The 20,208-nt window shown below is 70.0% G+C and carries 22 protein-coding genes; 11 read left to right on the top strand and 11 right to left on the bottom strand.

Annotated elements, in window-relative coordinates; translation table 11 throughout:
• Positions 1-10: 10 nt before the first annotated feature.
• The 4 genes from cobT to MKK54_RS21290 all read right to left on the bottom strand — a co-directional run bounded on the left by cobT (position 11) and on the right by MKK54_RS21290 (position 4,312).
• A complete protein-coding gene (gene cobT, locus MKK54_RS21305) occupies positions 11-1,912 on the bottom strand; it encodes a cobaltochelatase subunit CobT (RefSeq protein ID WP_244013975.1) in 1,902 nt (633 codons plus the stop codon).
• Entirely contained in the window at positions 1,909-2,388 is a 480-nt protein-coding gene (locus MKK54_RS21300) for a DUF29 domain-containing protein (protein ID WP_244013973.1), read from the bottom strand. The genes cobT and MKK54_RS21300 overlap by 4 nt, the downstream gene beginning before the upstream one ends.
• Before the next feature lie 58 nt (positions 2,389-2,446).
• The gene (cobS, locus tag MKK54_RS21295; RefSeq protein WP_244013971.1) at positions 2,447-3,430 is read right to left on the bottom strand and encodes a cobaltochelatase subunit CobS; all 984 of its coding nucleotides are present in this window, start codon (positions 3,428-3,430) and stop codon (positions 2,447-2,449) included.
• Positions 3,431-3,682: 252 nt separating this feature from the next.
• Positions 3,683-4,312 (bottom strand): J domain-containing protein, encoded by a 630-nt coding sequence (locus MKK54_RS21290; protein ID WP_244013969.1) that lies wholly within the window; start codon positions 4,310-4,312, stop codon positions 3,683-3,685.
• A gap of 143 nt (positions 4,313-4,455) precedes the next feature.
• On the opposite strand from MKK54_RS21290, the gene MKK54_RS21285 reads away from it, so the two are divergent.
• Positions 4,456-4,740: a BolA family protein gene (locus MKK54_RS21285; protein ID WP_244013967.1), complete on the top strand. Its 285-nt coding sequence runs from the start codon at positions 4,456-4,458 to the stop codon at positions 4,738-4,740.
• A 22-nt stretch (positions 4,741-4,762) separates the two neighbouring features.
• A complete protein-coding gene (arfB, locus tag MKK54_RS21280) occupies positions 4,763-5,182 on the top strand; it encodes an alternative ribosome rescue aminoacyl-tRNA hydrolase ArfB (RefSeq protein WP_244013965.1) in 420 nt (139 codons plus the stop codon).
• On the opposite strand, the gene MKK54_RS21275 is transcribed toward arfB, so the two are convergent.
• Positions 5,179-5,916 (bottom strand): YoaK family protein, encoded by a 738-nt coding sequence (locus tag MKK54_RS21275; RefSeq protein WP_244013963.1) that lies wholly within the window; start codon positions 5,914-5,916, stop codon positions 5,179-5,181. The two genes, arfB and MKK54_RS21275, sit on opposite strands and share 4 nt — an antisense overlap.
• 153 nt (positions 5,917-6,069) lie before the next feature.
• The gene (locus MKK54_RS21270; protein ID WP_244013961.1) at positions 6,070-7,023 is read right to left on the bottom strand and encodes a class I SAM-dependent DNA methyltransferase; all 954 of its coding nucleotides are present in this window, start codon (positions 7,021-7,023) and stop codon (positions 6,070-6,072) included.
• A 41-nt stretch (positions 7,024-7,064) separates the two neighbouring features.
• Here MKK54_RS21270 and MKK54_RS21265 point away from each other — a divergent pair, with 41 nt between their 5' ends.
• The 3 genes from MKK54_RS21265 to MKK54_RS21255 are packed head-to-tail and all read left to right on the top strand — an operon-like array spanning position 7,065 to position 10,503.
• Complete coding sequence (locus MKK54_RS21265; protein WP_244013959.1) at positions 7,065-8,108, top strand: ligase-associated DNA damage response exonuclease; 1,044 nt, start codon at positions 7,065-7,067, stop codon at positions 8,106-8,108.
• Entirely contained in the window at positions 8,105-10,024 is a 1,920-nt protein-coding gene (locus MKK54_RS21260; RefSeq protein WP_244013957.1) for a cisplatin damage response ATP-dependent DNA ligase, read from the top strand. Before MKK54_RS21265 ends, MKK54_RS21260 begins: the two co-directional genes overlap by 4 nt.
• The gene (locus MKK54_RS21255; protein ID WP_244013954.1) at positions 10,021-10,503 is read left to right on the top strand and encodes a secondary thiamine-phosphate synthase enzyme YjbQ; all 483 of its coding nucleotides are present in this window, start codon (positions 10,021-10,023) and stop codon (positions 10,501-10,503) included. The genes MKK54_RS21260 and MKK54_RS21255 overlap by 4 nt, the downstream gene beginning before the upstream one ends.
• Positions 10,504-10,518: 15 nt before the next feature.
• Here MKK54_RS21255 and MKK54_RS21250 read toward each other — a convergent pair whose 3' ends face one another.
• Positions 10,519-10,965, bottom strand: a complete 447-nt coding sequence (locus tag MKK54_RS21250) for a DMT family transporter (protein ID WP_244013952.1) — start codon at positions 10,963-10,965, stop codon at positions 10,519-10,521.
• A gap of 126 nt (positions 10,966-11,091) precedes the next feature.
• Here MKK54_RS21250 and MKK54_RS21245 point away from each other — a divergent pair, with 126 nt between their 5' ends.
• The 3 genes from MKK54_RS21245 to MKK54_RS21235 all read left to right on the top strand — a co-directional run bounded on the left by MKK54_RS21245 (position 11,092) and on the right by MKK54_RS21235 (position 13,066).
• Positions 11,092-12,006, top strand: a complete 915-nt coding sequence (locus MKK54_RS21245) for a LysR family transcriptional regulator (protein ID WP_244013950.1) — start codon at positions 11,092-11,094, stop codon at positions 12,004-12,006.
• A gap of 228 nt (positions 12,007-12,234) precedes the next feature.
• Complete coding sequence (locus tag MKK54_RS21240) at positions 12,235-12,420, top strand: hypothetical protein (protein ID WP_244013948.1); 186 nt, start codon at positions 12,235-12,237, stop codon at positions 12,418-12,420.
• The gene (locus tag MKK54_RS21235) at positions 12,404-13,066 is read left to right on the top strand and encodes a Fic family protein (protein ID WP_244013946.1); all 663 of its coding nucleotides are present in this window, start codon (positions 12,404-12,406) and stop codon (positions 13,064-13,066) included. The genes MKK54_RS21240 and MKK54_RS21235 overlap by 17 nt, the downstream gene beginning before the upstream one ends.
• 67 nt (positions 13,067-13,133) lie before the next feature.
• Here the strand turns inward: MKK54_RS21235 and queC are convergent, their stop codons facing one another.
• Genes queC through queE form a run of 3 tightly spaced genes read right to left on the bottom strand, consistent with a single transcriptional unit; the run spans position 13,134 to position 14,876 of the window.
• Positions 13,134-13,847: a 7-cyano-7-deazaguanine synthase QueC gene (gene queC, locus MKK54_RS21230; protein ID WP_244013943.1), complete on the bottom strand. Its 714-nt coding sequence runs from the start codon at positions 13,845-13,847 to the stop codon at positions 13,134-13,136.
• Complete coding sequence (gene queD / locus MKK54_RS21225) at positions 13,847-14,209, bottom strand: 6-carboxytetrahydropterin synthase QueD (RefSeq protein WP_244013941.1); 363 nt, start codon at positions 14,207-14,209, stop codon at positions 13,847-13,849. The genes queC and queD overlap by 1 nt, the downstream gene beginning before the upstream one ends.
• Positions 14,210-14,243: 34 nt before the next feature.
• The gene (queE, locus tag MKK54_RS21220; protein WP_244013938.1) at positions 14,244-14,876 is read right to left on the bottom strand and encodes a 7-carboxy-7-deazaguanine synthase; all 633 of its coding nucleotides are present in this window, start codon (positions 14,874-14,876) and stop codon (positions 14,244-14,246) included.
• A 353-nt stretch (positions 14,877-15,229) separates the two neighbouring features.
• Between queE and MKK54_RS21215 the strand changes: the two genes are divergently transcribed.
• From MKK54_RS21215 to MKK54_RS21205, 3 genes are all read left to right on the top strand, one after another.
• Positions 15,230-16,780, top strand: a complete 1,551-nt coding sequence (locus tag MKK54_RS21215; RefSeq protein ID WP_244013935.1) for a D-alanyl-D-alanine carboxypeptidase family protein — start codon at positions 15,230-15,232, stop codon at positions 16,778-16,780.
• A gap of 85 nt (positions 16,781-16,865) precedes the next feature.
• Positions 16,866-17,990 (top strand): CobW family GTP-binding protein, encoded by a 1,125-nt coding sequence (locus MKK54_RS21210; RefSeq protein ID WP_244013933.1) that lies wholly within the window; start codon positions 16,866-16,868, stop codon positions 17,988-17,990.
• 153 nt (positions 17,991-18,143) lie between these two features.
• Positions 18,144-19,052, top strand: a complete 909-nt coding sequence (locus tag MKK54_RS21205; RefSeq protein ID WP_244013931.1) for a hypothetical protein — start codon at positions 18,144-18,146, stop codon at positions 19,050-19,052.
• A gap of 160 nt (positions 19,053-19,212) precedes the next feature.
• On the opposite strand, the gene MKK54_RS21200 is transcribed toward MKK54_RS21205, so the two are convergent.
• Entirely contained in the window at positions 19,213-20,097 is an 885-nt protein-coding gene (locus tag MKK54_RS21200; protein ID WP_244013929.1) for a T6SS effector amidase Tae4 family protein, read from the bottom strand.
• Between the last annotated feature and the right edge of the window lie 111 nt (positions 20,098-20,208).

The following is a 20,208-nucleotide window of genomic DNA, read 5'->3' as shown; positions in this document are numbered from 1 at the left end:
GGCGCGAAGCCTACCGGCGCCCGCCGGCCGCCTTCCTGCGCGGGGCGGCGGCGCCGGCATCGTCCTCGAAGAGTTCGGCGAGTTTTTCCGTCATCGCGCCGCCGAGCTCCTCGGCGTCGATGATGGTCACGGCGCGGCGGTAGTAGCGCGTCACGTCGTGGCCGATGCCGATGGCGAGCAGTTCCACGGGCGAGCGGGTCTCGATGTCCTCGATCATCCAGCGCAGGTGGCGCTCGAGATAGTTGCCGGGGTTCACCGAAAGGGTGGAATCGTCCACCGGCGCGCCGTCCGAGATCACCATCAGGATCTTGCGCTGCTCGGAGCGCGCCAGCAGACGCTTGTGGGCCCAGTCCAGCGCCTCGCCGTCGATGTTCTCCTTCAGCAGCCCCTCGCGCATCATCAGCCCGAGGTTCTTGCGCGCCCGGCGCCAGGGAGCGTCGGCCGACTTGTAAACGATGTGGCGCAGGTCGTTGAGCCGGCCCGGCGTGTTCGGCTTGCCCGCGGCGAGCCACGCCTCGCGCGACTGTCCGCCCTTCCAGGCCCGCGTCGTGAAGCCGAGGATCTCGACCTTGACGCCGCAGCGCTCCAGGGTGCGCGCCAGGATGTCGGCGCAGGTCGCCGCCACGGTGATGGGGCGCCCGCGCATCGAGCCGGAATTGTCCAGCAGCAGGGTCACCACCGTATCGCGGAAGTTGGTGTCCTTCTCGCGCTTGAACGAGAGCGGCTGGAACGGATCGGTCACCACGCGCACGAGGCGGGCCGGGTCGAGCTGGCCCTCCTCGAGGTCGAAGTCCCAGGCGCGGTTCTGCTGGGCGAGCAGACGGCGCTGGAGCCGGTTGGCGAGGCGCCCGACCACGCCCTGGAGATGCGCCAGCTGCTTGTCGAGATAGGTGCGCAGGCGCGCGAGTTCGTCCGCGTCGCAGAGGTCCTCGGCGTGGATGACCTCGTCGAAGCGCGGGTTGAAGACCTTGTATTCCGGCCCGCGCGGCTCGTTGGTCCGCTGCGAGGGCGGCCACCACGCCTCCGAGGCCTCCTCGGATTCGGCGTTCTCCGACTCGTCGGGCAACTCGCCGGAGGGCGCGTCGGCGGCTTCGGTAGCCCCCTCCTGCATCTCGTCGGAGGCCTCCTGCGAGGTCTCCATCTCGGAGCGGTCGCCCTGCGACTGCTCCTCCGCCTCGCCCTCGCTCGGGGTCTGCTCGTCGTCCTGCGACTCGTTCTCGTCCTCGTTCTCGTCGTCCTCGGGGTCGAACGGCGTCTCGTCCGCCATGTCGAGGGAGGTGAGGAGGTCGCGCACCGAGCGGGCGAAGGCACGCTGGTTCTCGAGGGAGCCGATCAGCCCGTCGAGGCTGGGCCCGGCCTTCTCCTCGATGTGCGAGCGCCAGAGGTCGACGATCTTGCGCGCGGCCGCCGGGGGCGCGGCGCCGGTCAGGCGCTCGCGCACCATCAGGGCGACGGCATCCTCCATCGGCGCATCGGCCCGGTCGGTGATGTCCTCGTACTTGCCGCCGCGATGGTAGCGGTCCTCCAGCATCGCCGAGAGGTTGGAGGCGACGCCGGCCATGCGGCGCGAACCGATCGCCTCCACGCGGGCCTGCTCCACGGCGTCGAACACCGCGCGGGCGCCGGCATTCTCGGGCGCCAGGCGGCGATGGACGGCGACGTCGTGGCAGCCGAGGCGCAGCGCCATCGAATCGGCGTTGCCGCGCAGGATCGCCACATCCTCCGGCGTCAGCTTGCGCGGCGGCTCGGGCAGGCGCGCCTTGTCGCCAGTCAGCGCCGGGCGGTCGCTGGCATAGACCACCTCGATCTCGGAGCGCTTGGCGATGGCGCGCAGGCAGCCCGCCACCGAGCGCTTGAGCGGTTCGGCGACGGGCTCGCGCCGGTCGCCGGCTTTACGGTTGGAGATGCTCACGGGCGTTGCTTCTTCACCGAATCGAAGTCGAAGGGTCGCTCCAGGATATCCTCCCAGGCGTAGGGGCATTCGGACGGAAACTCATCGGGCGGAAGTCGCGTCTCGTCGGAAGCCCAGTCACGCGCGTCCGGGTAGGCATCCCCGAGAGCCTCGTCGATGCGGGGCTTGAGGCCTGGGCTCCCGGCCAGGATGCGGGCGTAGCGCCGACGCTGCTCGCGGATCGAGAAGATCCAGCTCGGTGTCCGATGCTCCGGCTGCTGGTCCCATTTCAGCATGTGCATCACGAGGACGCGCAGGGTGCTCTGGAGCTTGCCGAACTCGCTCTTCGACAAATCCTCCAGCTCCTCCGCCACGTGATCAAGATCGACATCCTCCAGCCGGCCGGAACGCAGTAGGTCGGCCTGTTGGATCAGCCACGAATAGAAGTCGTCCTCGTAGCGCGCACGGTTCGAGGCACGCTCAGAGGATGACGCCAAAAGTGCTTCGTCCTTTCGGGCCGGCTCGGCCATCGCGGTCCTCCGAAGAAACGGTCTTTCAGCTCAAGGCCACGTTCGACGCACTCTCGGGCAAATCCTTGCCGAAGGCGCGCTGGTAGAACTCCGCCACCAGGGTGCGCTCCAACTCGTCGCACTTGTTCAGGAAGGTTACCCGGAAGGCGAAGCCGATATCCTTGAAGATGTCGGCGTTCTCGGCCCAGGTGATCACGGTGCGCGGGCTCATGACGGTGGAGAGGTCGCCGTTCATGAAGGCGTTGCGGGTCAGGTCCGCCACGCGCACCATGCGGTTGACGATGTCGCGGCCGCCGTCGCGCTGGTAGTGGACCGCCTTCGAGAGCACGATGTCGACCTCGCGGTCATGCGCGAGGTAGTTCAGGGTGGTGACGATGGACCAGCGGTCCATCTGGCCCTGGTTGATCTGCTGCGTGCCGTGATAGAGGCCGGACGTGTCGCCCAGGCCCACCGTGTTGGCGGTCGCGAAGAGGCGGAAGGCCGGGTGGGGGCTGATCACGCGCTTCTGGTCGAGGAGCGTCAGGCGGCCGGAGAGTTCCAGCACGCGCTGGATCACGAACATCACGTCCGGGCGGCCGGCATCGTACTCGTCGAAGACCAGCGCGACATTGTTCTGCAGCGCCCAGGGCAGGATGCCGTCCTGGAAGGCGGTCACCTGCTTGCCGTCACGCACCACGATCGCGTCCTTGCCGACGAGGTCGATGCGCGAGACGTGGCTGTCGAGGTTGATCCGGATGCAGGGCCAGTTCAGGCGCGCGGCCACCTGCTCGATATGGGTCGACTTGCCTGTGCCGTGATAGCCGGTGACCATCACGCGCCGGTTGCGGGCGAAGCCCGCCAGGATCGCCAGGGTGGTCTCGCGGTCGAAGATGTAGTCCGGATCAAGATCCGGCACATGCTCCTCGCGCTGCGAAAAGGCCGGCACCTTGAGGTCGAGGTCGATGCCGAAGGCCTCGCGCACGGAGACGGTCCGGTCGGGCAGCGAGGCGGGCGTGACGTCAGAAAGCATAAGGACCTCGTCGGGGCGCGGGTGCCGTCGGTTCGGGCACGGGACCGCGCGGGCTGTGTCGGGCTCAGGCGTCTGGCGGCTCGGGACGAACCGCGCGCGAGCGCCATCTAAGGGTCGGCGCCGGGCGGCGCCAAGGGACTTCGCGCAGGATATAGGGCGTCGCGCGGCATTTGCCGCCCCATCCGGTGTCGAGAAGCTCCGGAAAAGGTGCATCGATCGTGCCGGACCATTACCGCGCGCCGTTCGGGCCCGTCAGCAGAGGCCGGCGGCGCGCAGGGCATCGTGGGCGCGGATGATGTCGCGCAGGCGCTCCTCGAAGGAACGGTCGCCGCCATTGGCGTCCGGGTGGAAGCGCTTCACCAGCACCTTGTACTGGGCCTTGATCGCGGCGGCGTCGGCGTTCTCGTCGAGGCCGAGCACGTCGAGGGCCTTGAGGGTGGCCGCGGAGTGGCGGGGGCGGCGCGGCTCGGGGGCCTTGCGCCGGGCGGTCTCGCCGACGCCCTCGGCGCGCAGGATGTCCAGGGGGTCGACATAGGCCCAGTCGCGCTTCGGCGCGCCCTTGGCCTTGGCCTTGCCCTCGGCGGTGGCGGGGTTCACGCCCATCGCCCAGGTCGGGCGGTGCCCGATGATCGCGTCCTTCTGGTAGGCCTGCACGGCGGCGTCGTTCATGCCGTCGAAGTAGTTGTACGTGGCGTTGTAGGCGCGCACGTGGTCCATGCAGAAGCGCCAGTACTGGCCTTCCGCCTTGCGTCCCTTCGGCGCCCGGTAGAGCCCGGGATTCTGGCAACCCGGGGTCTCGCAGGTCTGGGTCGCGGCCGTCTTCGGCTCGTCGCAGGACGGCTTGATGCGGATGCTGTCGAACAGGGGCGAGTTGAGATCCATGATGGGGCGATTATGAGGGGGCGGGTCGCAGACACAAGAGCGGCGGGCCTGATGACGCATGCGACCGCCGGGGGTTGACGCGCGGAGCCGGAGGAAGGCTCCGGCAACGTGTCCGAGATCGGGATGAACAGGAGACGCCCACGATGAGCGAGACCGGAACCCTGAAGGCGTGGATCGACGAGACGCTGCGCGCGCAACTGGCGCCGCAGGCCTTGGAGGTGATCGACGAATCGCACCTGCATGCCGGCCATTCGGGCTCGCGGCCCGAGGGGGAGACGCATTTCCGCGTGAACGTGGTGGCGGCCGCCTTCGAGGGAAAGAGCCGCGTCGAGCGCCACCGCATCGTCAACGCGGCCCTCGATCCGGCCTTCCGGCGCGGACTCCACGCGCTCGCCCTGCGCGCCCGCACTCCCGCCGAGGCGGCCTGACGGCCGAGAGAAAGACCGCGCCGTGGCCCTGCACTGCACGCCCCACATCGTCATCGACGAGGCGGAACTGGAGGAGACGTTCGTGCGGGCCTCCGGTCCCGGCGGCCAGAACGTCAACAAGCTCTCCACCGCCGTGCAGCTTCGCTTCGACGCCCGGCGCTCGGCCGCCCTGCCGGACGCCGTGGCGGTGCGGCTGATGCGGCTCGCGGGCCGGCGCCTCACGGTGGACGGCGTCATCGTCATCAGCGCCCAGCGCTTCCGGACGCAGGACCGCAATCGCGCGGATGCGCGTGAGCGGCTGGCCGAACTCGTCGCCGAGGCGGCCGTGCCGCCGACGCCCCGGCGCGCCACGCGCCCCACGCTGGCCTCGAAGAAGCGCCGCCTCGACGAGAAGTCGAAGCGGAGCGCCACCAAGCGCCTGAGGGGCAGCAGCGGCGATTAGACCTTGGGCTCGGCCACGCCGTCCGGCGGGTGCCTCTCGATCTCACCGCTGACATAGGCGCTGCCGGGCTTCGCGATCGTGAGCACCAGGGCGACGATCGCCAGAAGCGCGGAGACGGCGGCCGGGAACAGGAAGGCGTCCTCGCCATAGCGCAGCTGCAGGAAGCCGCCGATGACGGCACCCGTGCTGAGGGCCGCCCAGAGCGGCGCCTGGATCCAGAAAGAGGGCGCCACCGTGCCGAGCATGAGGTTGGCGAGCCCCGTGCCGAAGCGCACCACCGCGCCGGTGACGTAGGTGAGCGCGAGGCTGCGGCCGCCCTCGTCCTGCAGGGTCGCGTTCTGCAGGCCGAGCGCGATCACGATCGGATAGGCGTGGAGCGGGAAGGCGAAGGTCCCGTGCGGGATGATGAGTCCGATGGTGAGCAGGACCGATTGCAGCAGGAGCAGCACCGAGAGGCGCCAGCGCCCGACCCAGGCGGCGATGAGCGTGCCCGCGAAGGCGCCGAAGCAGAACAGGACGATGACGGAGGCGACGCGCGAAGTGCTCTCCCAGTCGAACCGGCTCACCGAGACGCCGAACCGCGTCGTGTTCCCGCTCATGAAGGACATGAACAGCTGCGAGAATTCGAGGAAGCCGATCGAATCGGCGCAGCCCGCCACCGCCGAGAGGGCCAGTGCGAAGGGAATGCGCGTCGCGGCGCTCGCCGGAAACGACTTGTTCTGCGTCTCTGCCATGGAATCTCCGTCCTGCGTGTCGCGTCACCGTGCCCGTCCGGCCCGACGCATCAAAACGCCGCCGGAGGTCGTCCAGCGGCGGCGGTGCGGTGTCGGTCCGTTGCTGGCAACAGCGCCGTCCGGATTTGGTTCAACCCCGTCGTTCGCCGCGGATCAAGGGTCGGAACGGGATCGTGAACCGCCCGGACGGCGCGCCACCACCACGCGGCCCGGCACGTCGGCGCCGTTCTCCCGGCGGACGGATGCCGGTTCGAGGACGACGAGATCGAACCCCGCCGCCGCCACGGCCTCGCGCACCAGCGCATCGCCGTGGGCGTAGCGCGAATCCGCCCCGAGGATCAGTCCGTCGCCCGGATGCGACTGGACCGTGAAGGCGAAGCGGCCGCCCGAAGCCAGGACGCGCGCGGTGTCGCCGAGCACGCGGGCGAAATCCCCGACATAGATCATGACGTCGGCGGCGATGGCGCAGTCGGCCGAGGCCGGGGGTTCCTCGCGCAGGATTGCGGCGATCTCCCCCTCTACGAGGCGGTGATAGCAGCCCAGGCGCTTCGCCCGCGCCAGCATCGCGGGCGAGAGGTCGATCCCCGTGAGGTGATCCGGGCGCTGGCCCAGGGCCGCCCCGACGAGGCCGGTGCCGCAGCCGAGATCGAAGACCCGGCCGAGGGGGCCGGGCGTCGCATCGAGCGCGGCGACGAGGAGGGCGGGCCCGCGATAGGACAGGCCCTCGACGAGGTGGCGGTCGAAGCGCGGCGCGTAGGCGTCGAACAGCGCCCGCACGTAGCCGGGCGAGATCGCCGTGGCGGAGGCGCCCGCGCCGAACCGCACCAGGGCGAGGCGGGCGCCCTGCGCGTCGTCGGGGTCAATCTCCAGGGCGTTGGCATAGGCGCGCAACGCGGCGTGGTGGTCGCCGTCCCGCCCGCTGGCCGCGTACCGGGCCTCGCGGGCGCGGCCGAGGAGGAACCAGGCAGGAGCGAAGCGGGGCGCGATCTCCAGCGCCTGCTCCGCCATCTCGGCGGCGCCCTCCGGGTCGCCGTCGTCGAAGCAGCCCTGCGCATAGGCGTAGCGCCGGTCGGCGAGGAGGTCGCCGGAGGTGATCGTGTGGGACATGTGGCTGCGCCGGTGCGTCGGGCGCCCTATATGCCGCGCCGATGAGCATCAGCGCCAGCGAACTTCTGACCCTGACCCGCGAGGGCCTCTACTGTCCCCTCGGCGGCTTCCACGTGGACCCGACCTGGCCGGTGCCGCGCGCGCTGATCACCCACGGCCATGCCGACCACGCCCGCTCCGGCCATGGCCGCGTGCTCGCGACGGCCGAGACCCTGCGCATCATGGCGGTGCGCTACGGCGCCGATTTCTGCGCGAGCCGGCAGGAGGCGCCGCTCGGACAGGCGATCCGCATCGGCGACGTCACCGTGCGCTTCGCGCCCGCCGGGCACGTGCTCGGCTCGGCCCAGATCGCGATCGAGGCGCAGGGGCTGCGGGTGGTGGTCTCGGGGGATTACAAGCGCGCCTACGACCCGACCTGCCTGCCCTTCGAGGTGGTGCCCTGCGACGTGTTCATCACCGAGGCGACCTTCGGCCTGCCGGTGTTCCGGATGCCGGACACCCGCGACGAGGTGCGGAAGCTCCTCGATTCCGTGGCCCTGTTCCCCGAGCGCGCTCACATCGTCGGGGCCTACGCCCTCGGCAAGGCGCAGCGGGTGATGGCCCTGCTGCGGGAGGCCGGCTACGACCGGCCGATCTACCTGCACGGCGCCGTGGAGAAGCTGACCGAACTCTACAAGCAGGAGGGCATCCCCCTCGGTGAGACGCCGAAGGTGGTGGCGACCGAGCGGGCCAAGCTCCACGGCGCCATCGTGCTCTGCCCGCCCTCGTCGATCCAGGACGTGTGGTCGCGCAAATTCCCCGATCCCGTCACCTCGTTCGCCTCGGGCTGGATGCGGGTGCGCGCGCGGGCGCGCCAGAAGGGCGTCGAACTGCCGCTCTGCATCTCCGACCATTCCGACTGGCCGGACCTCTGCCGCACGATCCGGGAGACCGGGGCCGGCGAGGTCTGGGTCACGCACGGGCAGGAGGACGCCCTGGTGCATTGGTGCGGGACGCAAGGCATCAAGGCTAAACCCCTGCACCTGCTCGGCTACGGCGACGACGGCGAATCCGAGCCGGCGGCCGCGCCGGAGGAGGCCGCATGAACGATTTCGCCCATCTCCTCGACCGCCTCGCCTACGAGCCGCGCCGCAACGCCAAGCTGCGCCTGCTCCAGGATTATTTCGCCCATGCGCCCGACCCGGAGCGCGGCTACGCTCTGGCCGCGATGACGGGGGGGCTGACCTTCCGGGAGGCCAAGCCCGCGATGATCCGGGGGCTGGTGGAGGCGCGGGTCGACCCGGTGCTGTTCGGGCTCTCGCACAACTACGTCGGCGATCTGGCCGAGACGACGGCTTTGATCTGGCCGGCACCGCAGGCCCCGGGGGACGTGAACGTTCCGGCGTCGGGCAGGCGGCGTGGGTCCCCTCTCCTGGAAGGAGAGGGACAGGGTGAGGTGCGTGACCTCTCTGGAGAAGGACCACACCTCTCCCCAACCCTCTCCTTCCAGGAGAGGGAGCCCGTCGCGTCATTTTCAGGCACGCATCGGTCCTCGGAGGCTGCGGGAGGGGGGGCGCTCGCCTCCCTCGGCCACAACAACCCGCCCCCGCACGTCCCCAGCCTCGCCGAGGTGGTGGAGACCCTGCGCACCGTGCGGAAGGCGGATCTTCCCGCCCGCATCGCGGAATGGCTCGATGCCCTCGACGAGACCGGGCGCTGGGCGCTCCTGAAGCTCATCACCGGTGCGCTGCGGGTCGGCGTCTCGGCCCGCCTCGCCAAGACCGCCATCGGGGCGCTCGGCGGCCACGAGGCCGACGCGGTGGAGGAGGTCTGGCACGGGCTGGAGCCGCCCTATGCCACCCTGTTCGCCTGGGTCGAGGGCCGGGCGCCGCGTCCGACGACGCTCAACCCCGCGCCCTTCCGGCCGCCGATGCTCTCACACCCCATCGACGAGGCGGCGGATTTCGAGAAACTCGACCCGGCTGCCTTCTCCGGCGAGTGGAAGTGGGACGGCATCCGGGTCCAGCTCGTCGGCGGGCGGGACGCGGGCGGCACCCAGGTGGCGCGCATCTACTCGCGCACCGGCGAGGACATCTCGGGCGCGTTCCCGGATCTGGCCGAGGCCATCACCTTCTCGGGCGCGATCGACGGCGAGTTGCTGATCCTGCGCGCGGGTCGCGTGCAGAGCTTCAACGTGCTGCAGCAGCGCCTCAACCGGAAGGCCGTGACGCCGAAGCTGCTGGAGGAGTTCCCCGCCCATGTTCGCGCCTACGACCTGATGCAGGCCGAGGGCGAGGACCTGCGCCCGCTGCCCTTCGTGGCGCGCAGGCAGCGCCTGGAAGCCTTCGTGGCCGCCCTCGACCACGCGCGCATCGACCTCTCGCCGCTGGTGCCGTTCGCCACCTGGGACGCGCTCGCCACGGCCCGCTCCGATCCGGCCGCCGTGGGGGCGGGCGAGGACGCGGACGCCATCGAGGGCGTGATGCTGAAGGCGCGCGACAGCGCCTACCTGCCGGGCCGCCCCAAGGGGCCGTGGTGGAAGTGGAAGCGCGAGCCGTTCCGCGTCGACACCGTGATGATGTACGCCCAGCGCGGGCACGGGAAGCGCTCGTCGTTCTACTCCGACTACACCTTCGGGGTCTGGCGCGAGCGCGAGGACGGCACGCCCGAACTCGTGCCGGTGGGCAAGGCCTATCACGGCTTCACCGATGCCGAGCTCGCCAAGCTCGACCGCTACGTCCGCAACAACACCACGAAGCGCTTCGGGCCGGTGCGCGAGGTGTCCTACGGGCGCGACCACGGCCTCGTGCTCGAGATCGCCTTCGAGGGCGTGCAGCGCTCGACCCGGCACAAGTCGGGGGTGGCCATGCGCTTCCCCCGCGTCGCCCGCATCCGCTGGGACAAGCCGGCGGCGGAGGCCGACCGGGTCGAGGCCCTGGAGACCATCCTGGCGCGCGGCGAGCGCGAGATCGCGCCGGGCGAGACCCTGCAGGTGGCTCAGGTGAAGGAGGCGCAAGGATGAGACGCGCGGGCGAGAACGGCGGGCGGATCGGGGCGCTGGAGGGCTTTTCCAGCGGCGCCGTGGAGCGCCAGGCGACCGCCACGATCACGGTGACGACGCCCGGCCAGGGCTTCACCGAGATCACGCGGGCGGTGGCGGATTTCCTCGCGCGGAGCGGGGTCGCGACGGGGCTCGTCACGGTGTTCTGCCGGCACACCTCGGCCTCCCTGACGATCCAGGAGAACGCCGATCCCGACGTGCGGACCGACCTCCTCACCGCCCTCGACGGTCTCGCCCCGCGCCATGCCAGCTACGTGCACGGGGCGGAGGGGCCGGACGACATGCCCGCGCATATCCGAACGCTGGTGACGGATTCCGCGCTCAGCGTTCCGGTGCGGGGCGGGCGCCTCGGCCTCGGCACGTGGCAGGGAATCTACCTGATCGAGCATCGCGACCGGCCCCACCGGCGCGAGATCCTGCTCCAGGTCTTTGGTTCGTAGCGCCGCGCCGAAACCTCAGCGCCGGATCAGGATGACGCCGCCGATGAGGAGCAGGACCCCGACGAAGCGTGGCCCGTCGAGGGCGCGCTGGGCGAGGCCCATCCAGCCGAAATGGTCGAAGGCCACCGAGGCAAGCATCTGACCCGTGACCAGCAGCGCCAGGAAGGTGGCGGCGCCGAGCTGCGGCACCAGGATCGTCGCCAGCGCGATGAAGACCGCGCCGAAGAACCCGCCGCTCCAGCCCCACCAGGGAATGCGTGCCGCAACCCCGGCCGAGGGCAGGGGGTCGCGCAGCGCGAGCGCCAGCACCACCATGCAGAGGAGCCCGACGAAGTAGCTCATGAAGCCGGCCCAGGCGGACGAGTTCAGGGCGATGCGCAGATTCGCGATCAGCGCCTGCTGCACCACGATGCTGGCTCCCGCCAGGACCGAGAGCGCGATGGGAGCCAGTAGCATGAGCATGGTCCGGTAGCCTTCTGGGGATCGATGCCGTCGCCACGCCCAGGGGCGCGGCCGTCGCCGCCTTGACAACCACCGCGCGGCCATGCCGTCAAATGCCGGAATTTTCGAAGTCCATGCGGAGAGGGCATGATGAACCCGGCCCATCTCGACCTGTTCCGGGCCGTGCTGCGCCATGGCGGCATGACGCGGGCGGCCGAGGCCCTCGGGCTCGGCCAGCCGCATGTGAGCCGGAGCATCGCGCAGCTTGAAGCGGAACTCGGCTTCGCGCTGTTCGTGCGCGGTCATGGCAGCGCCACGCCGACCCCGGAGGGCGAGGCCTTCGCGCGCGAGGTCGAGCGGACCTATGCGGGGCTCGACCATCTCCGCCACGCGGCCCGCCAGATCCGCGAACTCGGCACCGGGCCGCTGCGCATCGCCTGCCAGCCCTCGCTGGCCTCCGGCCTGCTGCCGCGCGCGGTCCGGCGCCTCGACGCCGAACATCCGGGCATCCGGATCGCGATCCACGTGCCGAGCCCGGACACGATCTGGTCCTGGGCCGCGTCGGGCCAGTGCGACCTCGGCCTCGCGCGGCCCCGGTCCGGCTATGCCGGCGCGACCGGCGAATCCTTCCTGACCGTCGACGCCGTCTGCGCGCTTCCGCGCCAGCACGCTCTGGCGGCGAAGCGGACCATCGCCCTCGAGGATCTCGCGGACCGGCCCCTGATCGCGGGCGGGCTCGGGATCTTCCAGCAGACGGTCGAGGCGCTGTTCGCGCAGGCCGGCCTCACCCCGCGCTTCGCGTGCATGGCGCAATACACGGCGGCCCGCTGCGGCCTCGTCGCGGAGGGGCTCGGTCTCGCGATCGTCGATCCGGTCCCGGCGCGCGAACTCACCGGCCTGCCCATCGTGCTGCGGCCGTTCCGGCCCCGCGTCGCCATCGAGACGATGATGATCCGGCCGGCGGGACGGCCGCCGAATCCACGGGTGGAGCGCCTGATCGAATTTTTGGAGCTGGAGCGCGATGCGCTGAGGTCGGAACAGGCCTGCCCGCACGGCCCCTGAGCGACGCCCCGATGCGTTCTCCCGGGGGCTCGGCCCGCTTCGATCGGCGGGAAACGCTGTCGGGCGGGCCGTGCCCGAGACGGGCGAGCGTTTGGTGCGTCGTCGTACTCGACGTGTGCATCGAAACACGACGTACCATGATCGTGCTGGGGAGAATTTTTGCCGACCGGCTCGCCAGCACGTTAACGGGGTTATAGCCTCCGTGGCATTGGAGTCGGGAGAGAAGCCATGAGTGAGGAATTGCTGGAGCTCGTGCGCCGTGCGCGTGAGATCGAGATGACGCCCTCGCAGCTGCGCGAGCAGCGTCAGAGCTTCGTCTACGGCAATACGCATATCGAGAACGCGCTGATCACGCGCGAGATGGTGGCCGAGGCGGATCGGAAGGTCGAGCTCGAGGATGCGGGTGACCGTTGATCGGCATAGCGTCGCCGAAACGCCAGAGCTGATCACCGACGAGGTCGAGAAGGCCAGGCGGGAAGCAGAAAACGGCGTTCGGCAATATCAGGTGGCTCTGGAAATGATCCGGGGCCACATTCACGATCCCGAACGACCGTTTCGGCTGCGCCAGAGCACGATCCTGCAGCTGCACGAGACCGCGTTACGCGGCATCCACCCGCTGGCGGGGACCTTCCGAAACACCCCGGTGTCGATCGGACAGAGCAAGCACACGCCGCCGGCCGCACTTCACGTCAGCGATGAGGTGTCGGACCTCTGCGAATACGTGAACCAGAATTGGGCAACGGCTTCGGCTGTTCACTTGGCCGCCTACGTGCTCTGGAAGTTGAACTGGATCCACCCGTTCGCGGACGGCAATGGCCGCACGTCGCGGGCGATCAGCTATGTCGTGATGAGCATCAAGCTCGACAGTCTTCTGCCCGGAACGCCGACGATCCCCGAGCAGATCGCATCCGCCAAGAGCCCGTATTACGAAGCCCTCGAGGAAGCGGATTTGCATTGGACGAAGGACGCCGTCGACGTCTCGGCGCTCGAAGGCATGTTGGCGTCGATGCTCGCCAAGCAACTCCTTCATGCCGCGAATGAGGCATCGGGGCAGACATAGGCGGGTCCGCATCGGCCGTCGTGAAACCCGCTTCGGCCGAGGGCATCGAGCGTTCCGGGCCCCGGCTTCATGCGCCCGGCATCGCCTCGGCCCGGAACTTCGCGAATCCCTTCGCCCGCAGGTCGCAGGCCGGGCATTGGCCGCAGCCGTGGCCCCAGGCGTGGCGGTCGCCGCGCGTGCCGAGGTAGCAGGTGTGGCTCTCCTCCACGATGAGGTCGACCAGCGCCGGGCCGCCGAGGTCCCGCGCCAGGGCCCAGGTCTCGGCCTTGTCGATCCACATCAGGGGCGTGTGCAGCACGAAGCGGCGGTCCATCCCGAGGTTCAGCGCCACCTGGAGCGCCTTGATCGTGTCGTCGCGGCAATCCGGGTAGCCGGAGAAATCCGTCTCGCACATGCCGCCGACGAGGTGCGTCAGCGCGCGGCGATAGGCCAGCGCCGCCGCGAAGGTCAGGAACAGGAGGTTGCGGCCCGGCACGAAGGTGTTGGGCAGGCCGCCCGCCTCGAACGTAATGGCGGTGTCGCGGGTGAGCGCCGTCTCGGAGACCTGGCCCAGCGCGTCGAGGGCCAGCGTGTGGTCCTCGCCGAGGCGCGCCGCCCATTCGGGCTTCAGGGCCGCGAGGCCCCGGCGCAGGGCGTCCCGGCAGTCGAGTTCGACCCGGTGGCGCTGGCCGTAATCGAAGCCGAGGGTCTCCACCCGCTCGAAGCGCTCCAGCGCCCAGGCGAGGCAGGTGGTCGAATCCTGTCCGCCCGAGAACAGGACCAGGGCGCCGCCGGCCCCCATCAGAGCGCCTCGCCCTCGTACTCGGCCCAGGACATCGGCGTCTCGTACACCTTCACGGAGGAGAGCGCCGGCAGCGCCGCCTTGGTGCGCTCCCAGATCCAAGCCGCGATGTGCTCGGCGGTCGGGTTCTCCAGTCCCTCGATCTCGTTGAGGCAGTAATGGTCGAGGCGGGCGAGCACGGGCGCGAAGGCGTGCTCCACGTCGAAGAAATCCACCACCCAGCCGGTGGCCGGGTCGACGGCGCCCGAGAGCGTGAGTTCGACCCGGTAGGAATGCCCGTGCATGCGGTGGCAGCGATGGGTCTCGGGCACGTTCGGCAGGCGGTGCGCCGCCTCGAAGGTGAAGGCCTGGGTGATCTTCATGGGGTGATCTTCATGGTGGGAGCGGGCGGATTCCTCACGGAATCCCGATGATCTTGTGCGTCTGGAGCGAGAGGCGCCAGCGCGCGTCACGCCGGCAATAGGCGACCGCCGAGGCCGTGTTGGCGAGCCGCTCCGGGCCGTCCATCGGCTGCAGCCAGCGGTGCCGGAAATCGAGGTCCGCGAAGGCGTCGGGGTCGACCCGCGCTTGCGGGTAGACCAGCTTCAGCTCGTGCCCGCTGCGCTGCACGAGGGGATTGCCCGCCTTGGGGCTGACGCAGATCCAGTCGATGCCCTCGGGAGCCGCCAGGGTGCCGTTGGTCTCCACCGCGATCTCGAAGCCCTGCCCATGCACCGCCGCGATCAGGGCCGGGTCGAGCTGGAGCAGCGGTTCACCCCCGGTGAAGACCACGTAGCGGTGGCTCGGGCCACCCGCCCAGGTCCTCGCGATGGCCTCCGCCAGGGCCTCGGGCGTGGCGAAGCGCCCGCCGCCCTCGCCATCCATCCCGATGAAGTCGGTGTCGCAGAAGGTGCAGGCGGCCGTGGCGCGGTCCTCCTCGCGGCCGGACCAGAGATTGCAGCCGGCGAAGCGGCAGAACACCGCCGCGCGGCCCGCCTGCGCGCCCTCGCCCTGGAGGGTGTGGAAGAGTTCCTTGACCGCGTATGCCATTACGTTCCCGCGCCGGCCGGACGAGTCTTCCGGGCGCACGCTCCTCGTCGTCGAATGTCCGTTGCCGGGCCGCAGATAAGCGGGCGCGTCCGCCGGAGCCAGCGGGCACGCGCGGAGCGCACCCATGCGTCGGGCGCGGTCATACCATGAAAACGCCGGGATCTCGCATCCGCGAAAGGCTTCGCCATGCTGTTGCCACGGAACGACGCTTGATGGGAATCCATGTCACGGCCCGGTCGTCCCACGCTCGATGTCGACGCCGTGTGGGCCAGATCCGAGCTTGGCCGTTGACGGCTCATCCGCGCGGCCCGATCATCGATCGGGCCGGGGCAACCCTTCTTGAGACAGGCCTGATGTCGAACGGATTGTTGAGGCGCTTCGTCGCCGGTCTCGCGATGGCGGCGGGGCTGCTGGGCGCCGGTTCGGCGGGCGCGGTGACGGCGCCGATCCTCGTGGTGGAGGTGGATTCCGGCAAGGTGATCTACGGCCAGGCGGCCACCGACCCCTGGTTTCCGGCCTCCATCACCAAGCTCATGACCACCTACGTCGCCCTCGACCTGGTGCGGCAGGGCCGCGTCTCCCTCGATTCGCTGATCACCATCTCGGCCGCCGCCGCCGCCGAGCCGCCCTCGAAGATGGGCTTCCGGCCGGGCACCAAGCTCACCCTCGACAACGCCCTCAAGATCATCATGGTCAAGTCGGCCAACGACGTGGCCTGGGCGATCGGCGAGAATCTCGGCGGCTCCGTCGAGGGCTTCGCCCAGATGATGAACGAGACCGCCCAGCGCATCGGCATGCGCGACAGCCGCTGGACCAACCCCAACGGCCTGCCGGACCCCCGGCAATGGACCTCGGCCCGCGACATGGCCGTCCTCGGGCGCGCCCTCATCCGCGATTTTCCCGAGAACCGGGCCCTGTTCTCGATCAGCGCGATCCAGTTCGGCCGTTCCGTGATGGCCAACCATAACGGCCTCCTCGGGCGCTATGCCGGAGCCGACGGCATGAAGACCGGCTTCATCTGCTCGGGCGGCTTCAACGTGGTGGCGAGCGCCACGCGCAATGGACGCCGCATCCTCACGGTGGTGATGGGCCAGCCGAGCGCGCGCGAGCGCGACCTCAAGGCGGCGGACCTGTTCGATTACGGCTTCTCGCAGAGCACGGGCTGGACGGCGCAGACCCTCGACGCGCTGCCGGCCTCCGGTATCTCCGAGCCGCCGGACCTGCGCCCCTATATCTGCGACAAGCGCAAGCCGATGCCCGTCGACGAGGGCCAGGGCGCCATCACGGCGAGCACGGGGGCGGCCGGCGCCAGTGCCGACAACGCCAACGCGCAGCTGATGGCGGCGGCGGCGCCTCCCTCCGCCGCGCTCGCCTTCGCCACCATGAACAGCGCGGCCCTGCGCAACCGCGCCCTGCCGCCGCGCGCGCCGCTTCAGCCGGTCCTGGTCTGGATCGGCCGCGACCCGGCCGAGGGCGCCATCGCGCTCAACGAGCAGGAGGAGGCGGAGAAGGCCGAGAAGGCGGCCAAGCTCGCCGAGGCCCGGAAGGCAAAGCTCGAGGCGATCGCGGCCAAGCGTGAGGCCGCGCAGGCGGCAAAGCAGGCCAAGGGGACGGCCCCCAAGGCCGACGCGAAGAAGGCGCTGGCCAGGGGCAAGTCTGCGGTGCCCGCCACGGCCCATGCCTATGCGCCGGCCGAATCCACCCCCGTAATGGAGGGCGCCCCGAAGCTGAAGGTCGGCACGGTGGGCAGGCCGGCCGCAAAGGCCGCGCCCAAGGGGCTCGAGAAGGGAGCGGCGAAGGGCGCCGGGAAAGCCGCGGCCAAGCCCGACGGCAAGGCGGGCAAGCCCGTGGCGAAAGCGGCGAAATCCACCAAGTCGGTGAGCAAGGCCGCCGCGGACGAGTGAGGCCCGGCGGGTCGCGCCGATCCTGGCAATGTTATAACATCTACTGAGGATTGAGCGCGGGGACGGATCGGGCTAGGCCAGGGGGATGACAGACCTCTCCAAGCCCGATCCCCGCGCGTCCGAGCCGATCCCGCTCACCGTCCTCACGGGCTTCCTCGGCGCGGGCAAGACGACGCTGCTGAACCGGATGCTGCGCGACCCCGCGCTCGCCGACACGGTGGTGATCGTCAACGAGTTCGGCGAGATCGGCCTCGACCACCTGCTGATCGAGACCATCGACGAGGACATGGTCCTCCTCGGCGCCGGGTGCCTGTGCTGCACCGTGCGCGGCGACCTCATCGCGACCCTCGAGGACCTGCTGCGCAAGCGCGACAACGGCCGCATCCAGCCGTTCCGCCGCGTGGTGATCGAGACGACGGGCCTCGCGGACCCCGCCCCGATCCTGCACGCGCTGATCTACCATCCCTATCTGGTCATCCGGTACCGGCTCCAGGGCGTCGTCACCGTGGTCGATGCGATCAATGGGGCCTCGACCCTCGACCGGCATCCCGAGGCCCTGCGCCAGGTGGCGGTGGCCGACCGGATCGTGCTGACGAAGCGCGATCTTACCGAGGATGACGGCCGGACTCTCGAAGCGCGGCTGCGGGCGCTGAACCCGGCCGCGCCGATCCACGCGGCGTCGGTCGAGCCGGTCGCGCTTCTCGGCGGCCTGTTCGGGCTGGAGGGCAAGATCGGCGATGTCCGCGACTGGCTCGGCGCCGAGGACCATCATCATGAACACGGTCATCATGGGCACGGTCATCATGGGCATGGCCACCACCATCACGACGTGAACCGGCACGATGCGGCCATCCGGGCCTTCAGCCTGACGAGCGACAAACCCGTACCCCGCGCCGCCTTCGAGATGTTCCTGGACCTGCTGCGCTCCAGCCACGGCCCGAACCTGCTGCGTCTCAAGGGACTGGTGGCCCTGGCCGATGCGCCGGAGCGCCCCCTGGTGGTGCACGGCGTGCAGCACGTCATCCACGCGCCCGTGCATCTCGACGCCTGGCCCGATGGCGATCACCGCTCGCGGCTCGTCCTCATCGTCCGCGATCTCGACCCGGCCTTCGTCACCCGCCTGTGGGACGCCTTCCTGGGCCGCCCGCGCATCGACGGCCCCGACGCGGCGGCCCTGACCGACAACCCGCTCGCCATTCCGGGGGGATGAGACCGGCTCCGCTTCGATCGAGCGGAGACGGTCTGAAATTTGGCCCGCCTGTCCGAAAGCGGGCGGCATCGATCTTGAAATCTTAATCCCACATCGCGCCGCGCGGCGCGCACCTGTCCCGGATCGGGACGGATATGGGATCGGATCGCAACAATGAGACATCGCTTCACGGTCATCGAAGGCGGCGCCGGCATCGCGGCGGGCGCCGACACCGTGGTGGATGGCCCGTTCTCCGAGACGACGGTCGACGAGACGCCCGTCACCTGGCGCATCGACCTGCGCCGCGCCATCGTTGTCGGCGCGGACGAGGTCGCCGCCTGGCGGGCGCTACTGATCCGCGCGGGAGGCGGCGATTCCGTCCATGCCGATCCGGATTACCTGCTCTCGGCCGCCCAGCATCAATCCGGCGGGCGGGACATCCTCTTCGCCCTGGCCTGGGCGGTCGGGAGCGGCCCGGATCGTCTGGCCGCCGTGGTGCCCCTGGCCCTGCCGCATACGCTGTGGGGCCACAGCCGGATCGTCCTCTGGCAGCCGCACGGCGTGACCGTCGCCCCGGTCTTCGCGGCCGAGACCGAAGCGGCCGTGCGCGAGGCCCTGACCGAGCGCCTGCGCGAGCTGCGTCCCCGGGCGACCCTGGCGCTCGCGCCCGTCGCGCGGCCGGACGCGAAGGCCGTCGTGCCGGCATCGCACCTGCGCGCCGTGGCCCCGCGCGCCAGCATCCCGGCCCACAGCCTCGTCGGCGTGCGTTCGCTCCGCGCGCCGGTGCCGGCCCGCGTCGAGCGGATCAGCGATCCGTACGCCGTCCGTGACGCGGTGGAGGCGTTTCTCCTCCTCGATGCCGAGGTCTCGTCGGCCCCCATCATCGGCGATCCGTCCGAAGCCGCGATGGTGCGGGTCGTGACGCGGCTGTTCGCGCAGCGCCGTCAGGCGATGGTGGAGCTGACGCGGCGCGACGGCGCCGTGGTCGCCGCGACGCTGATCCTCGGAACGGGAGCCGGCGCCGTCCGGTGGCGCCATGCCGAGGGCGACGTCGCCCCGGAGCGCATCGATCGGCTGGCTTAGAGTGCCTCACCAAGCTCCCGACCACCGCCGGTCCTCACTCTGGGCACGGCGGCGCAACGGGAGTTTTGTGAGAGACACTGAGGCGTTCCGGCCGGGCCGTGGACGGGTGGTCAGGCCCGCCGCGCGCCCGTCCACGGCCCCGCGATCACCGGTCGGTCAATCATCGGAAGATCTTCTTGGCCTTCAAGGCACCGTAGCGGTTCGACGTGCCGCTCATCTCCTGCGTGCCGCCCTGGGTCTGGAAGGTCTCGACCGTCGAACTGCCGCCCTGCGAGCCCCAGGTCAGCTTGACCCCCGTTCCGGTCGCCTCGACAAAGCCGTAGTTCAGCCGGGCGTCGTGGGGTTTGATCTCGTCCGCGTTGGCGGGCTTCGTCTTGCTGTAATAGACCACGTCCTGCCCCAGGAAATGGTAGTAGTACTGGTTGTTATCGGTCACGTTCCACCAGCCGCGGACCCAGTCCGGCATCTTCGCTTCCTGCTGCGCGCTCGTGACCTCCCAGAACAGGATTCGCGGCTGCTTGAAGATGCTGCTCTCGGTCATGCCGCCGGAAATGCCCTGGCGCTGCACGATGTCGTGCCCGTCCCAGAGCTCCGTGTGAAAGCCGAGCCCGTTGTCCCGGAACACGAGGATTCCGCGCCGCCCGTAGATCGCGGCCTTCATCTGGTCGGCCGACTTCGTTCCGGGCTTGATGTCGTCGGTCGTGCCGAAATTGTCGGTGAGGAATTTCTCGATCTCGGCCACGTTGCCGACGTAGAACCCGTTGCCGGTCTTCGGCTGGAAGCTTCGCCGGTTGCCGACCGATTTGGGCATGTCGACGTTCTCGGGGATCTTGAGGTTGGCCCCATTCAGCGAGTTGGAGAGCTGAAGCGCGCAGGAGGTCGGCTTGTGCGGCGCCGTGACGCCGTCGGCCTGAGCTTTCGCCACGGCCTTCTCCCAGCCCGCGAGAAGACCCTTCATGATCTCCTGGGGACCGCCGGTCAGCTTGTCGTGCTTCATGTAGAACTTCAGCATGGTGCCGAAGTCTGCGTTGATGACGCGGAACATGATCGTCTCCCGAAGCTGATGGCGAAGTTCGTGCGGTGTCAGGCGGCCTGTTTCACGGTGTCGAGGACGGACCGGGCGGTGTCCGGGCCCGATCCTGGAGCATCGCCAACG

Origin of the sequence: Methylobacterium sp. J-068, from assembly GCF_022829445.1 — a bacterium.
GTDB lineage: Bacteria > Pseudomonadota > Alphaproteobacteria > Rhizobiales > Beijerinckiaceae > Methylobacterium.
Note: the sequence above shows the minus strand (reverse complement) of the source record. Positions and strands in the feature narration are given on the sequence as shown.

Bases quoted from the DNA above. Each gene is read 5' to 3' on its own strand.
- cobS (WP_244013971.1), bottom strand. From the start codon at position 3,430: ATGCTTTCTGACGTCACGCCCGCCTCGCTGCCCGACCGGACCGTCTCC.
- queE (WP_244013938.1), bottom strand. From the start codon at position 14,876: ATGGCATACGCGGTCAAGGAACTCTTCCACACCCTCCAGGGCGAGGGC.
- MKK54_RS21200 (WP_244013929.1), bottom strand. From the start codon at position 20,097: ATGTTCCGCGTCATCAACGCAGACTTCGGCACCATGCTGAAGTTCTAC.
- MKK54_RS21265 (WP_244013959.1), top strand. From the start codon at position 7,065: ATGAGCATCAGCGCCAGCGAACTTCTGACCCTGACCCGCGAGGGCCTC.
- MKK54_RS21290 (WP_244013969.1), bottom strand. From the start codon at position 4,312: ATGGATCTCAACTCGCCCCTGTTCGACAGCATCCGCATCAAGCCGTCC.
- MKK54_RS21270 (WP_244013961.1), bottom strand. From the start codon at position 7,023: ATGTCCCACACGATCACCTCCGGCGACCTCCTCGCCGACCGGCGCTAC.
- MKK54_RS21255 (WP_244013954.1), top strand. From the start codon at position 10,021: ATGAGACGCGCGGGCGAGAACGGCGGGCGGATCGGGGCGCTGGAGGGC.
- queC (WP_244013943.1), bottom strand. From the start codon at position 13,847: ATGGGGGCCGGCGGCGCCCTGGTCCTGTTCTCGGGCGGACAGGATTCG.
- MKK54_RS21210 (WP_244013933.1), top strand. From the start codon at position 16,866: ATGACAGACCTCTCCAAGCCCGATCCCCGCGCGTCCGAGCCGATCCCG.
- MKK54_RS21215 (WP_244013935.1), top strand. From the start codon at position 15,230: ATGTCGAACGGATTGTTGAGGCGCTTCGTCGCCGGTCTCGCGATGGCG.
- MKK54_RS21260 (WP_244013957.1), top strand. From the start codon at position 8,105: ATGAACGATTTCGCCCATCTCCTCGACCGCCTCGCCTACGAGCCGCGC.
- queD (WP_244013941.1), bottom strand. From the start codon at position 14,209: ATGAAGATCACCCAGGCCTTCACCTTCGAGGCGGCGCACCGCCTGCCG.
- MKK54_RS21240 (WP_244013948.1), top strand. From the start codon at position 12,235: ATGAGTGAGGAATTGCTGGAGCTCGTGCGCCGTGCGCGTGAGATCGAG.
- MKK54_RS21285 (WP_244013967.1), top strand. From the start codon at position 4,456: ATGAGCGAGACCGGAACCCTGAAGGCGTGGATCGACGAGACGCTGCGC.
- MKK54_RS21205 (WP_244013931.1), top strand. From the start codon at position 18,144: ATGAGACATCGCTTCACGGTCATCGAAGGCGGCGCCGGCATCGCGGCG.
- MKK54_RS21275 (WP_244013963.1), bottom strand. From the start codon at position 5,916: ATGGCAGAGACGCAGAACAAGTCGTTTCCGGCGAGCGCCGCGACGCGC.
- MKK54_RS21250 (WP_244013952.1), bottom strand. From the start codon at position 10,965: ATGCTCATGCTACTGGCTCCCATCGCGCTCTCGGTCCTGGCGGGAGCC.
- MKK54_RS21245 (WP_244013950.1), top strand. From the start codon at position 11,092: ATGATGAACCCGGCCCATCTCGACCTGTTCCGGGCCGTGCTGCGCCAT.
- MKK54_RS21235 (WP_244013946.1), top strand. From the start codon at position 12,404: ATGCGGGTGACCGTTGATCGGCATAGCGTCGCCGAAACGCCAGAGCTG.